Annotated in this window: 14 protein-coding genes; 5 read left to right on the forward strand and 9 right to left on the reverse strand. The window is 60.0% G+C overall.

Annotated elements, in window-relative coordinates; genetic code table 11:
• Positions 1 to 3: 3 nt before the first annotated feature.
• The 6 genes from ACDZ94_RS14405 to ACDZ94_RS14430 all read right to left on the reverse strand — a co-directional run bounded on the left by ACDZ94_RS14405 (position 4) and on the right by ACDZ94_RS14430 (position 5,197).
• Entirely contained in the window at positions 4 to 1,035 is a 1,032-nt protein-coding gene (locus ACDZ94_RS14405; RefSeq protein ID WP_064452082.1) for an ABC transporter ATP-binding protein, read from the reverse strand.
• Positions 1,032 to 1,826 (reverse strand): ABC transporter permease, encoded by a 795-nt coding sequence (locus tag ACDZ94_RS14410; protein WP_064452081.1) that lies wholly within the window; start codon positions 1,824 to 1,826, stop codon positions 1,032 to 1,034. The genes ACDZ94_RS14405 and ACDZ94_RS14410 overlap by 4 nt, the downstream gene beginning before the upstream one ends.
• On the reverse strand, positions 1,823 to 2,641 hold the full coding sequence (locus ACDZ94_RS14415) for an ABC transporter permease (protein WP_432750349.1): 819 nt from the start codon (positions 2,639 to 2,641) through the stop codon (positions 1,823 to 1,825). The genes ACDZ94_RS14410 and ACDZ94_RS14415 overlap by 4 nt, the downstream gene beginning before the upstream one ends.
• Positions 2,642 to 3,646, reverse strand: a complete 1,005-nt coding sequence (locus ACDZ94_RS14420) for an ABC transporter substrate-binding protein (RefSeq protein WP_064452079.1) — start codon at positions 3,644 to 3,646, stop codon at positions 2,642 to 2,644.
• Positions 3,630 to 4,649 carry a LacI family DNA-binding transcriptional regulator gene (locus ACDZ94_RS14425; protein ID WP_064452078.1) on the reverse strand — a complete coding sequence of 340 codons (1,020 nt, stop codon included), beginning with the start codon at positions 4,647 to 4,649 and terminating at the stop codon, positions 3,630 to 3,632. Before ACDZ94_RS14425 ends, ACDZ94_RS14420 begins: the two co-directional genes overlap by 17 nt.
• Before the next feature lie 164 nt (positions 4,650 to 4,813).
• A complete protein-coding gene (locus tag ACDZ94_RS14430; protein ID WP_082895873.1) occupies positions 4,814 to 5,197 on the reverse strand; it encodes a c-type cytochrome in 384 nt (127 codons plus the stop codon).
• 489 nt (positions 5,198 to 5,686) lie between these two features.
• Here ACDZ94_RS14430 and ACDZ94_RS14435 point away from each other — a divergent pair, with 489 nt between their 5' ends.
• Positions 5,687 to 6,784, forward strand: coding sequence for a carboxynorspermidine decarboxylase (locus tag ACDZ94_RS14435; RefSeq protein WP_064452077.1), 1,098 nt, complete (start codon positions 5,687 to 5,689; stop codon positions 6,782 to 6,784).
• A 28-nt stretch (positions 6,785 to 6,812) separates the two neighbouring features.
• The gene (locus tag ACDZ94_RS14440) at positions 6,813 to 8,057 is read left to right on the forward strand and encodes a saccharopine dehydrogenase family protein (protein ID WP_064452076.1); all 1,245 of its coding nucleotides are present in this window, start codon (positions 6,813 to 6,815) and stop codon (positions 8,055 to 8,057) included.
• 416 nt (positions 8,058 to 8,473) lie between these two features.
• Here the strand turns inward: ACDZ94_RS14440 and ACDZ94_RS14445 are convergent, their stop codons facing one another.
• Positions 8,474 to 9,166: a M24 family metallopeptidase gene (locus ACDZ94_RS14445; RefSeq protein ID WP_407017336.1), complete on the reverse strand. Its 693-nt coding sequence runs from the start codon at positions 9,164 to 9,166 to the stop codon at positions 8,474 to 8,476.
• A gap of 367 nt (positions 9,167 to 9,533) precedes the next feature.
• Here ACDZ94_RS14445 and ACDZ94_RS14450 point away from each other — a divergent pair, with 367 nt between their 5' ends.
• Entirely contained in the window at positions 9,534 to 9,869 is a 336-nt protein-coding gene (locus ACDZ94_RS14450; RefSeq protein WP_262667688.1) for a DUF6124 family protein, read from the forward strand.
• Between the two features lie 70 nt (positions 9,870 to 9,939).
• A complete protein-coding gene (locus ACDZ94_RS14455; protein WP_407020839.1) occupies positions 9,940 to 10,443 on the forward strand; it encodes a signal peptidase II in 504 nt (167 codons plus the stop codon).
• A gap of 44 nt (positions 10,444 to 10,487) precedes the next feature.
• Here ACDZ94_RS14455 and glsB read toward each other — a convergent pair whose 3' ends face one another.
• Both glsB and ACDZ94_RS14465 read right to left on the reverse strand, forming a co-directional pair.
• On the reverse strand, positions 10,488 to 11,396 hold the full coding sequence (gene glsB, locus ACDZ94_RS14460; RefSeq protein ID WP_064452073.1) for a glutaminase B: 909 nt from the start codon (positions 11,394 to 11,396) through the stop codon (positions 10,488 to 10,490).
• Positions 11,397 to 11,450: 54 nt separating this feature from the next.
• On the reverse strand, positions 11,451 to 11,795 hold the full coding sequence (locus ACDZ94_RS14465) for a hypothetical protein (protein ID WP_064452072.1): 345 nt from the start codon (positions 11,793 to 11,795) through the stop codon (positions 11,451 to 11,453).
• Positions 11,796 to 11,886: 91 nt separating this feature from the next.
• On the opposite strand from ACDZ94_RS14465, the gene ACDZ94_RS14470 reads away from it, so the two are divergent.
• Positions 11,887 to 12,234: a hypothetical protein gene (locus ACDZ94_RS14470; RefSeq protein ID WP_221294536.1), complete on the forward strand. Its 348-nt coding sequence runs from the start codon at positions 11,887 to 11,889 to the stop codon at positions 12,232 to 12,234.
• Positions 12,235 to 12,320: the final 86 nt, after the last annotated feature.

Here is a 12,320-nt window from a genome sequence, read left to right on the forward strand (position 1 = left end):
CTCTCACGCATTCAGGGTGAACAACATGTGCGGCGCAATGGCCAGGGCAATCGGCGCGCCGACGCTGTGCAACTGGTTGTCGCTGCTGTCCACCAGCAGCGGTTGTGGGCCGCCGACATCCACCAACAAACGGCTTTGTGCGCCCTGGAAGAACTGCGCCAACAGGTGGCCGTGCAAGTGCCCCTCGCCCTCCATCACGCGCAGGTGTTCGGGGCGGCAGTACACGGTGCCGGGGCGGTCGGCGGCGTGCCACGGCAGTTCACCGCCGCAGACTTTCAGGCCATGGGCGGTGCGGTCGAGTACCACGAAGGCATTGAGATTGCCGACAAAACCGGCGACGAAGGCGTTGGCCGGTTGCTGATAGATCTGCCGTGGGCTTGCCAGTTGCGCTACACGCCCCTGCTCCATCACCAGGATGCGGTCGCCCAGGGCCATGGCTTCGCCCTGATCGTGGGTGACAAATACCGAGGTGATGCCGAGCCCGCGCAGCAGTTGGTCCAACTCACTGCGCAACCGCTCGCGCAATTGCGCATCGAGGGCGGCCAGGGGTTCATCCAGCAACAGCACTTTAGGTCGCGGAGCCAGCGCCCGAGCCAGGGCCACGCGCTGACGCTGCCCCCCCGAGAGTTCATGGATGCTGCGCTTGCCGTGGTGCTGCAAGCCCACCAGTTCCAGTAACTCTTCACAGCGCTTGTTGCGCGCCGGCGCCGACACACCGCGAATCTTCAAGCCGTAGACGATGTTGCCGGCCACATCCAGGTTAGGAAACAGCGCGTAGTTCTGGAACACCATGCCCACATCGCGACGCTCGATGGGCAGGCGGGTGACGTCTTGATCGCCGAAAAACACCTGGCCCACGTCCGGGCGCTCCAGGCCGGCAATCAGGCGCAGGGTCGTGGTTTTGCCACAGCCGGATGGGCCGAGAATGGCCAGGGTTTCACCGCCCTCGACAGTCAAGTTCAAGTCATGCACGGCCACGGTGCCGTCGGCGAATGCCTTGCGACAGCCCTGCAACCGGATAGTGATAGCGGTCATCGACGCTCTCCACGGGACAAACGAGCACTGATGGCCTGCAGCGCAATCAGCAGCGGCACGATCATCAGCAAAAAGATAAGGGTGTAGGCGCTGGCGATTTCCAGGCGGGCCGAGGCGTAGCTGTCGGCCAGGCCTACGGGCAGCGTTTTGGTCATGGGTGTATGCAGCATCCACGTCAGGTTGAATTCACCCAGGCTCAGGGTCACCACCATCAGCACGCCGGCGAGAATCCCCGCCCGGCAGTTCGGTACTACCACGCTGAAGAAGCGCTTGATCGGCCCTGCACCGAGGCTCGCCGCCGCCTCCTCCAGCACCGGCAGTTGCTGGCGTTGCATCACGGCCATCACCGGGCGCACCAGAAACGGCAAGGTGAACAGCACGTGGCCGACGAGGATGAACAGCCAGCTGCTGCGAAACGTGCCGAACTGGCCGTAGGTCAGCAGCAACGCCAACGCACTGGCCAACCCCGGCATTGCCACCGGTAGCACCATCAGCTCTTCGAAGGCGCGACTGAAGCGGTTGTTCATCCGCACCAGGGCATATGCCGCAGGTACGCCGATCACGCAGACGCATACCGCGCAGGCCAGGGCCAATTGCAGTGACAGCCACACGGTCGGCGAATAGGCCTGCCACACCTGGATCAGCCAGTCGAAGGTCAACCCACTGGACAGACCTACAAAGAAGTTGCGGGTCAACCCGGCCAACAATGACATCACCACCGGCACCAACATGAAGGCGCACACCAGCAGGGTAAACAGCAGTTGAATCACAAACAGCGAAGAGCGCTTCACAGGACTGTCCCCGCGTTTTTCACCAGCCGCCGTGTCAACAGCAACACGGCCCAGGTCACCGCCCCCAGCACCACTGACAGCGCAGCGGCGACGGCAAAGTTGGCGTAGTTGGTGAACACGTTGTAGATCGCCACCGGGGTGACGTTCAGTCGCGTGCCCAAGGTAAAGGCTGTACCAAATGCGCCCATTGAGGTGGCAAAGCAGATCGCCCCGCAGGAGGCCAGCGCGGGTGCCAGGCCCGGCACGATGACGTCGCACACCACGCGCCAATGGCCTGCCCCCAATGAATGAGCGGCTTCTTCGAGGCTACGGTCGAGGCTTTCGCACGCCGCCATCACCGTGAGAATCACCCGTGGAATCGAGAAGTACAGGTAGCCCACGAACAGCCCGGCCAACGAATACGCAAAGATCCAGCGCTCACCGGCCAGTTGCAGACCCAAGGCAGCGAACAGGCCTTGGCGCCCGGCCAACAGGATCACCAGAAAGCCCACCACCACCCCGGGAAACGCCAGCGGAAAGGTCAAGAGCGCCACCAGCGCCGAGCGCCCGAAGAACTGCTGACGCGCAAGAAAGACGCCGCTGATGCCGCCGATCAGTAACGCGACCAACGTCACCACCAGCGCAAGGATCACGGTTTGCCCCAGGCTGCCCAGGTACTGCGCACTGCTGAGCACCTGCCAATAACCGCTGCCTTGGCTGTCGCGGCTTTGCGCGCCGAGCACCACCAGGTGCGCCAGCGGCAACAGCCAGAACGCGAGCAGCACCGCAAAGGCCGGGGCCAATGCCCAGGCGGCGTGTTTTGCCGATGCGGCCACTTACTTGACCTCGTTCAGGTAACGGGCGGCGAAGGCTTCCTGCACAGCGGCCATTTTTTCGTAATCGACCACGCCGGCACGCGCGTAGTCGCTGTCAGGCAGGAACTGCGCGGCCACATCGGCCGGCATTTTCATCGGCCGTACAGGGCGCAGGTAGGCCTTGGCCCAGAGCGCCTGGCCTGCGTCGGACAGCACGAAGTCGAGGACCTTTTCGGCATTCGCGCGATGCGGCGCGTTAGCCACCAGGCTCATCACGTACGGCACGCTGATGCTGCCCTCTTTGGGGATCACGAAGGCGACATTGGCGTTGTCCTTGTAACGCGCGCGGTAGGCGTTGAAGTCGTAGTCCACCAGGATCGGCAGCTCGCCGGACAGCACCCGCGCATAGGCCGTCTGCTTGGGCACGATGGGCGCGTTTTTCGCGAGCTTCTGGAAGTAGTCGATGGCTGGGGCGAAGTTATCCAGGTCACCGCCCAGCGCACGGTTGATCGCCACGGCCGAGACGTAGCCCACAAACGCACTGGACGGGTCCAGGTAACCGACCATGCCTTTGTACTCAGGTTTGAGCAGGTCGGCCCAGCCTTGCGGCACAGGCAAGCCGCCCAGCGCGTCGACGTTGACCATGATGCCCAAGGTGCCGGAGTGAATCGCAAACCAGTGGCCGGCCGGGTCCTTCAACCCGGCCGGGATCTGCTCCCAGCCTTTGGGTGTGTAGGTGTCGACCACCTGGGCTTTTTGCGCCTGCAGGCCGAAGGTCACGCCGTAATACACCACGTCCGCCACCGGCGCGGCTTTCTCGGCCACCAACTGCGCCAGGGACTGGCCGGAGTTCTTGTTGTCCAGCGGCACCTGCACGCCGGTGCTGGCGGCGATGGCCTTGAGTTGGCTGCCCCAGTCCGCCCAGTCGGGCGGGCAGTTGTAGCAAATCGCGGTTTCGGCGGCGTGGGCCAGGCTGGCCGCGCCGCACAGCAGCAAGGCTGCCAAGGTTTTACTGAACGCGCGCATCAAGCGTCTCCTCATGGGGTTGAGTGCTTTCGCCGGGCCGGATATGGCAAGGCAGGCAATGGGAAATCGGGGAGTTACCGGCGATCTGCGCCAGCAGTTGATCAATCACGGTGCTGGCGAGCAGCGCGATGGGTTGCACCACGCTGCACAGGGTCGGGTGCATCTGGGTGCCAAGCGATATGCCATCAAAGCCCATGACCGAGAGTTGCTCAGGCACATTCCAGGCGTTGCGGCGCAACTCGGCGATCAGGCTGATGGCAAGAAAATCGTTGGAGCACACCAGCGCGGTCGGTGCCTGGGGGCCTTGCAGAAAGGGCTCGATGGCCGCGAACTCGGCCTGGGTGTGGGCCGGCATCTCGATGACCGGGCGGCTGTCGAGCCCGTACGCTTTCATCGCGTCGCAATAACCGGCGTAACGCAGGCGAGCGCGATCAGACTGCAATGCGGGGCCGGCGACCATGCTGATGCGTCGGTGCCCCGCTTCCAGCAAATAACGCGTGGCCAGGGCCATACCCGCGCGGTTATCGACCGACACCGCGCTGTAGCCGGGATTGCTCGGTTGGTGATACGCCAGCACGAACGGCGTTTGTTCGGTGGCGAGGCTGTTGAGCACGCTGTTGCTTTCGGCGTCGGTCACCGTCAGCACCAGGCCGTCGACGCGTTGGCGCAACAACTCTTCCACCACCACGCTTTCGCGTTCGCTGCTGTAGTCGGTGGTCGCCAGCAACAGGCTGTAGCCGCGCAACCGTGCCGCACGCTCCATGGCCTGGAACTGTTCGGCGAAAACCGGGTTGAGCAGGTTGGGCACCACTACGCCAATCAGCTGGGTGGTTTGCAGGCGCAATTGGCGGCCGAGCAAATTGGGCCGAAAGCCCAGCTCACGAGCGGCGGCGAACACCTGCTCACGGGTGGCCGGGCGCACCTGGTCGGGTGAGGCAAAGGTGCGGGCGGCGGTGGCGCGGGATACGCCAGCCAGCCGTGCAACGTCTTTCAAGTCAGTCATTGTCACTCGCTTGAGATCGATCTCATTGGCGAGGACAGTAGCGAGGGAATGTGGCAGGAAGGTGGTGGGCAGATGACGGTTTGATGTCAGTGCTGTCCGCTTCAGTTGAGGCGGCTTTTAACCGAGAGTGTTCATTAACGATGCACCCACCTCACTTCTCACCCTCATCGAGTGTTTGAAATCACACCCCGCATGTATTGATTTAAATCGCGAAAATCCTGAACCTTCCAGGCAAAGGGCGAGAGCTTTACTCCGTTCTCTTGCAACGTCCTTGGGATCAAGTCTCCATTGGGACGAAGTATTATCGATGACACAATAACGCCCGGATAATCGTTGAGCCGTTTCTTGAAAGCAGACGTTGTAAGGTCAGGTGTAGGCGGATTGCTCTTATGCGCCAAGGGCCCTGTTCCCTTGAGGTCTGTTCCGTGGCACATCACACACCGCTGCGAATAGAGGTTTTTACCATTGGTGTTATCTGCGGCGGAGGGTGAAGTTTGAATGAGCGATAACATGCCCAGCGACGCGATGAGTACTATTTTTGTTTTCATGTTTTATGGGGCCTTGTTGTAAAAATAAGCGCTGAACCAAGGGCAAAAGCCGCAAGGCTATTGCAACACTTAATATCCTCGATAACGTTTGAACTGCGGCTCCCAGGCGCTGACTTCGCGGGACGTGACGTTCAACTCAAACGGTGTTTCGCCTGGCCTGCCCAGCGCGAAAACAAAACTCTAAGCTATTGATTCAAATCAGAAATAACTTTTAAGCTGGTGAGAGATCCGTCATTCTCCATTGCGTTGCCCTTGCTGGCAAGGATCGCCCAGAGAGGCTTATGAGCAATCTCGGCTCAACGTGATGTGTGCGCTTCATCAAGGCAGTTGCGCTCACCGTCGGTCGGTGTCATACCCCTGGACAGTCATATTCAGGCGCTATCCTTGGAAACCCGGCGCGCAAAATCCGCCCGCTAACCTTTCGATTCGATCCAAGTGCGGGCACAATGCGTGTCCTTTTTTGGCAGGCACCGCCGCAGGCTCTCAAAAATGATCAAAACGCCGTACTACCTCATCGATAAACAGAAGCTTCTGGTCAACATGCAGAAGATTGCTTACGTGCGCGAACAGTCCGGCGCCAAGGCCCTGCTGGCGCTCAAGTGCTTTGCCACCTGGTCGGTGTTCGACTTGATGCAGGAATACATGGACGGCACCACCTCGTCGTCGCTGTACGAGTTGAAGCTCGGCCGCCAGAAGTTCGAAGGCGAGGCGCACGCCTACAGCGTGGCCTGGGCCGACGATGAAATCGAGGAGATGCTGGATAACTGCGACAAGATCATCTTCAACTCCATCAGCCAGCTGCAGCGCTTTGCCGAGCGTTCCGAAGGCAAGACCCGCGGCCTGCGTGTGAACCCGCAGGTGAGCAGTTCCGACTACCTGCTGGCCGACCCGGCGCGCCCGTTCAGCCGTCTGGGCGAATGGGACCCGGTGAAGATCGAAGGCGTCATCGAGCAGATCTCCGGCTTCATGTTCCACAACAACTGCGAGAACGGTGACTTCAACCTGTTCGACCAGATGCTCAACACCATCGAGGAACGCTTCGGCGCGCTCCTGCACAAGGTCAACTGGGTCAGCCTCGGCGGCGGCATCCACTTCACCGGTGAAGGCTATGCCATCGACGCCTTCTGCCAGCGCCTCAAGGCGTTCTCGCAGAAGTACGACGTGCAGGTGTACTTGGAACCCGGCGAAGCGGCGATCACCAACAGCGCCTCCCTGGAAGTGACCGTGCTCGACACCCTCTACAACGGCAAGAACCTCGCCGTGGTAGACAGCTCCATCGAAGCCCACCTGCTGGACCTGCTGATCTACCGCCTCAACGCCAAGCTGGCGCCGAGCGAGGGTGAACACACCGTCATGGTGTGCGGCAAATCCTGCCTGGCCGGGGACATCTTCGGCGAGTATCAATTTGATCGTCCGCTGGCCATCGGCGATCGGCTGTCGTTCATCGACACCGCAGGCTACACCATGGTCAAGAAAAACTGGTTCAACGGCCTGAAAATGCCGTCCATCGTAGTGAAACAACTCGACGGTACAGTCGAGGTGGTTCGTGAATTTGGTTACGACGACTACCTGTCCAGCCTTTCGTAAGCTGGCGGATAAAGGAGAGATAAAGCAATTGAAAAAGAACGTTCTTATCATTGGTGCAGGAGGTGTCGCCAAGGTGGTGGCCCACAAGTGCGCGCAGCACAACGACGAACTCGGTCGTATTGCTATCGCGTCGCGCAACATCTCCAAATGCCAGGCCATCATCGACAGCGTCAAGGCCAAGGGTAGCCTCAAGGTTCCCGCCGAGATCCAAGCCTTCGCGCTGAACGCCCTGGACGTGGAAGCGACCAAGGCCCTGATCCGCGAGACTGACTCGCAGATCGTCATCAACGTAGGTTCCGCGTTCCTCAACATGTCGGTGCTGCGCGCCTGCATCGATACGGGCGTTGCGTACCTCGATACCGCCATCCACGAAGAGCCGGGCAAGGTCTGCGAGACCCCGCCGTGGTACGGCAACTACGAATGGAACCACCTGGAAGAGTGCAAACAGAAGAACATCACCGCCATCCTTGGCGTGGGCTTCGACCCGGGTGTCGTCAACGCGTATGCCGCGCTGGCGCAGCAACAGCATTTTGACCGCATTGATTCGATCGACATTCTCGACGTCAATGCCGGCAGCCATGGCAAATACTTCGCCACCAACTTCGACCCGGAAATCAACTTCCGCGAATTCACCGGGCAGGTGTGGAGCTGGCAGAACAGCCAGTGGACCAGCAACACCATGTTCGAAGTCAAACGCACCGACGACCTGCCGGTGGTCGGTTCGCAGAACCTGTACCTGACCGGCCACGATGAAGTGCACTCGCTGTCGAAGAACCTCGACGTGCCCAACGTGCGTTTCTGGATGAGCTTCGGCGAACACTACATTAACGTGTTCACCGTACTGAAAAACCTCGGCCTGCTCTCCGAAAAGCCGGTCACAACCGCCGAAGGCCTGGAAGTGGTGCCGTTGAAAGTGGTCAAGGCCGTGCTGCCCGACCCGTCTTCGCTCGCCCCTGGCTACACCGGCAAGACCTGCATCGGCGACCTGGTCAAAGGCACCAAGGACGGCCAGCCGCGTGAGATGTTCATCTACAACGTGGCGTGCCATGAAGAAGCCTTCGCTGAAACCGACAGCCAGGGCATCTCCTACACCGCTGGCGTGCCACCGGTGGCCGCTGCGCTGCTGGTTGCGCGTGGCGAGTGGGATGTAAAACACATGGCCAACGTCGAGGAGCTGCCGGCTGAGCCGTTCCTCAAGGCGCTGGATGTGATGGGGTTGCCGACTCGGATCAAAGACGAGAACGGTGACCGTGCTTGGGATGCGACTGCTTGAATAGGCGTTAGCTGACTGAACAAAAAAATGCGCCCCACGGGGCGCATTTTTTGTTTGGGTAAATGGGTATCCAGAAACCAATGACGATCCAAATGTGGGAGGGGGCTTGCTCCCGATGACGGTGTGCCAGTTGAAAATTCTGTAACTGACCCACTGCAATCGGGAGCAAGCCCCCTCCCACATTTTGATTTGCGGCGCGCCTGGTACTCCTGAGTTGCTCAGCGCCCGCAAGCATTGCCACCACCGACCGATCATTCAAAGCCAATGAAGATCAGAATGTGGGAGCTGGCTTGCCTGCGATGGCGATGGGTCTGCCAACACATCCATCACTGAAAGACCGCTATCGCAGGCAAGCCAACTCCCACAGTACATTTACACCTCCAGGATTTTCGCACCGCTTCACGACCGCGTTTAGCTCACAACTCGCAGGCGTCACCCTTGTCATTGAAGAAATAGATATTCTCGTGCTTGTAACCCCACCGCCCGCCCCGTTCGCGGACATGCGGTTCGAAGGTAAAACACGCCACCTCACCAAGACGCCGCTGATTGCCCGCTTCAATGTAAAGCCGCTGATCACGCCGCTCGCAGAGGCTGTGGCCAACATTGGCGGCAAAATCCAGGTTCTCGAAATCGGCCGTCTCGATCAAATCATTGGCAAATTCATACAGCGCATTGAAGGTGATTTCAGGCCGCACAAACCGCCGCATCCGCTCATGCAATTCGCGTTCAGTCGCATGGCCACGGCTGAATTCAACACCGATCGGCACCGCCCGGCAAACGCCCTCTTCCATGTAAAACGACCGAGCACAATCGCCCCAAAGGCTGCCTGACCTTGGGCTCAGGTCCACCGTTATCAGGTTGTGGGTTCCCACCGGTTCCTCTGCAGGCCGATAGTCACGGCCAGACACGGAAAGCAGGCTGCGCGAACCGAGCAATACAAAGGCCGGGCAGTCGTAATACCAAGTGTCCGGGTAGCCGGCTTCGGTGAGTAACTGTGTGGCAATGCGGGCGATGGAGCTTTCTGTCGAGTCGGGCGTGATGCACGCGATGAGCTGCTGCAACACCTTCTTTGCTGCGGTTTGGACGACATCATTCAGCGGTTTGGGCATGGTCGGCATCTTCCTTGAGTCGGTGCAGCTTACGCGATTGCAGAGTGCTCGGCGCAGGGTGATCCCGGACATTTCCCACAGTGGTTTCAGGTTGTCGGTCGGAAGTGCGCTGATTAACCTCTGTGCCGTCGCTGCCAACTCAGTGACCGGACTTGACCGTCCGATTAATTAGAGGACTGCTACAGCCAGAACCTATTTCAGGCGTTTTTTTTACGCCTGAGGTATCGTGTCGCGGTAGCTGTACGCGGGATACCTTCGGGTATGCCGGATTTCCTTTGATTGCCGGTCGGTCAACCCGCGTACGGCTGCCACCCTCTTCGCTTGACCGCGAATGTTGGCAGCGCCACTTAATCTTAGGAAGTTCACCATGATTAAAGACAGCCCAAATCCCCCCGGCCATCCAGACTTCGACACCAGCACCCTGCACGAAGTGGCCTACCGCGCGATCAACCATTACCTCAACCCCGGCAAGCCCATTCCCGAACCCAGCGATGGCCTCTTCACCTTGCGTGCCGACCTGGGCACCGAAACCTTGCTGGTCAACGCATCACAAGACCTGGCGTCCATCAGCGACATTGCCAATCACCTGGCCTTCGAAATCGACGGTTCCCAACGCAATGTCGCGCTGGGCATCTGCCGAATGCTCGAAGGTGTGCAACTGCTGGTCGACAAAGCACTGAATGTAGCCCACCCGACGGCTTGAGATGGACGAGGTAGAGCGCCTGAGCTATCTTCGGGCGCTCTATCGAAAGCCCGGAACAGGAAGTTACCGCTTGAGCACGTCGCCCCTACTGCGAGGCCGCACCTTCGCCCTCCTCGCCGGCCTCGCCTTTATTGCCGTCGACCAGCTAGTCAAACTGCTGGCCCTGGTTTCACTACCAACCAACAGTTTCAAACTCGGCTCCAACCCTATCAACCTGGTGCTGGAACTGAGCCTTAACCCCGGCGCCTTTCTCAGCCTGGGCGCGGCGCTGCCGCCGCAGGTCAAACAACTGATTTTTATCGTCGGTGTGGCCATCGTGGTTGCGTGGGCAATGGGGTGGTCGCTGTCCAACTGGAGCCTGCCGCTTCGCAAGGTCCTGCCGCTTTATGCGATCGCCTTGGGCGGTATCGGCAACCTGATCGACCGGGTATTTCGGGACGGCCATGTTGTTGATTACATGGTGCTGAACGTGGGGCCGACGCATACCGGCGTGTTCAATATTGCCGATATCGCGATTACTGCCGGGGCGTTGTTCTTGATGCTCGATCTGTTCGTGAAGCCGCGCAAAGCTTAGGCATAAATGGAGATTTACGGCCACCGCCGTAAACCCCCAGACCCTCAAAACACCGACCACCCAATCCGTTCACTCAACAACTCCAACGCCTTCATCCCCGCCAGCGAGTTGCCCGCCGCATTCAGCTCCGGCGACCACACGCACACCGTAAACTGCCCCGGCACGACCGCGACAATCCCGCCGCCGACCCCACTCTTGCCCGGCAGACCGACGCGATAAGCAAAATTGCCCGCCTCGTCATACAGCCCGCTGGTGGCCATGATCGAGTTGACTTGCTTGGTCTGACGCGCGGTCAGGATTTGCTCGCCGCTGTGGGCGCTCGTGCCTTCGTTGGCGAGGAAGCTGAATGCCTTGGCCAAATCCAGGCAGCTCATCTGCAATGCGCAATAGTTGAAATAGCTGTGCAGCACCGCGTCCACGTCGTTGTGGAAGTTGCCGAAGGACTTCATCAGGTACGCCATGGCCGCGTTGCGCGCGCCGTGTTGGGCTTCGGATTCGGCGACGACGCTGTTGACCAGAATCTGCGGGTTACCCGACAGGCGCCGCACAAAGTCGCGCATCGAGAGGATCGGCACGGCAAAGCGCGACTGGTTGATATCGCAGATCACCAAGGCACCGGCGTTGATAAACGGGTTGCGTGGGCGGCCGCGTTCGAATTCCAGCTGCACCATGGAATTGAACGGTTGCCCCGAAGGCTCGTGGCCCAAGCGTTCCCAGATGGTTTCGCCGCCGTGGTCGATGGCCTGCACCAGGCTGAACACCTTGGAGATACTCTGCACCGAGAACAGGGTGTCGGCATCACCGGCGCAGTAGGCGGAGCCGTCGTTGCCATACACGGCAATGCCGAGTTGATTGGCGGGCACATCGGCCAGCGCGGGGATGTAGTCGGCGACTTTGCCCTGGCCGATCAGTGGACGAACTTCGTCGAGGATCGACTCGAGCAGTGCCTGCATGTCTTGTCCGGTCATGTTTCTTTGAATCAGTGATAGCGGGGCGCGGAGGATACTTCAATGCGCCCGAAAGCCCCACACTATCTCTACCACCCGCTCGGCAATCACCAGGTAAACCAGGATCAGCAACAGCTGCAACGCCAGGTGATAACGCAGCTTGGCGAGCCGGCGAATGCCGTCGCTGATGTTCAATAACATCAACACTGCCGACAGGATAATCAGGCCCCAGCCGGCCACACTGGAGGCGAACATCCCAATAAATAACTCACGTTGCCCGAGCAACGTATTGGTCCCCGCCGCAAACAGCAGCGCGCACACCAACAGGTTCTTCACGTTGTCGAAGATCTGCGTGCTCAAGTCGTTTTCCAGCCAGCTCAAATAGCGTTTCCATAACGTTTGCATGCGTCAGTTCCGGGTAGGGTTTGCTCGTCAATCAAAGTAGCTTAATAGCCCGTACACTGCACCGCTGCGCTGACTCCTCGAGGACTTTTGCATGAAGTTGATAATTGGCCTGACCGCCCTGCTGCTGGTATCGGCTTGCACGACAACCGCTCACACCCGGCCACCCGCACAGGACGCCACCGCCTCCACCTGCCTGGCGGGCGGTGGCGCAATGAAGCAAGTCGGCAAGTTGCAGCGCTGGACGTGCATCACGCCCTACAAAGACGCGGGCAAGGCGTGCACCGATTCAAGCCAGTGCGACGGTGAGTGCCAGACCAGCGTGACCACGCACGCCGGCAACGGGCCTGTCACGGGCGCCTGCCAGGTGGATAACAGTCACTTCGGCTGCTCGGCAACGGTCGAGAAAGGCCAACTGGGCCGGGCGATTTGCGTGGACTAATGCGCGCCACTTAACCCCTGTGGGAGCTGGCTTGCCTGCGATGGGGCCGTGTCAGCCACCATCAAGGTGCTGACCCACCGCCATCG

Origin of the sequence: Pseudomonas sp. UBT (assembly GCF_050915955.1) — a bacterium.
GTDB classification, from domain to species: Bacteria; Pseudomonadota; Gammaproteobacteria; order Pseudomonadales; family Pseudomonadaceae; genus Aquipseudomonas; species Aquipseudomonas antarctica_A.

What these genes read in the sequence shown, in the direction of transcription:
- ACDZ94_RS14430 (WP_082895873.1), bottom strand. Translation starts at nt 5,197, where the DNA reads ATGAAAACAAAAATAGTACTCATCGCGTCGCTGGGCATGTTATCGCTC.
- ACDZ94_RS14445 (WP_407017336.1), bottom strand. Translation starts at nt 9,166, where the DNA reads ATGCCCAAACCGCTGAATGATGTCGTCCAAACCGCAGCAAAGAAGGTG.
- glsB (WP_064452073.1), bottom strand. Translation starts at nt 11,396, where the DNA reads ATGCAGGCACTGCTCGAGTCGATCCTCGACGAAGTTCGTCCACTGATC.
- ACDZ94_RS14420 (WP_064452079.1), bottom strand. Translation starts at nt 3,646, where the DNA reads ATGCGCGCGTTCAGTAAAACCTTGGCAGCCTTGCTGCTGTGCGGCGCG.
- ACDZ94_RS14450 (WP_262667688.1), top strand. Translation starts at nt 9,534, where the DNA reads ATGATTAAAGACAGCCCAAATCCCCCCGGCCATCCAGACTTCGACACC.
- ACDZ94_RS14425 (WP_064452078.1), bottom strand. Translation starts at nt 4,649, where the DNA reads ATGACTGACTTGAAAGACGTTGCACGGCTGGCTGGCGTATCCCGCGCC.
- ACDZ94_RS14470 (WP_221294536.1), top strand. Translation starts at nt 11,887, where the DNA reads ATGAAGTTGATAATTGGCCTGACCGCCCTGCTGCTGGTATCGGCTTGC.
- ACDZ94_RS14465 (WP_064452072.1), bottom strand. Translation starts at nt 11,795, where the DNA reads ATGCAAACGTTATGGAAACGCTATTTGAGCTGGCTGGAAAACGACTTG.
- ACDZ94_RS14405 (WP_064452082.1), bottom strand. Translation starts at nt 1,035, where the DNA reads ATGACCGCTATCACTATCCGGTTGCAGGGCTGTCGCAAGGCATTCGCC.
- ACDZ94_RS14435 (WP_064452077.1), top strand. Translation starts at nt 5,687, where the DNA reads ATGATCAAAACGCCGTACTACCTCATCGATAAACAGAAGCTTCTGGTC.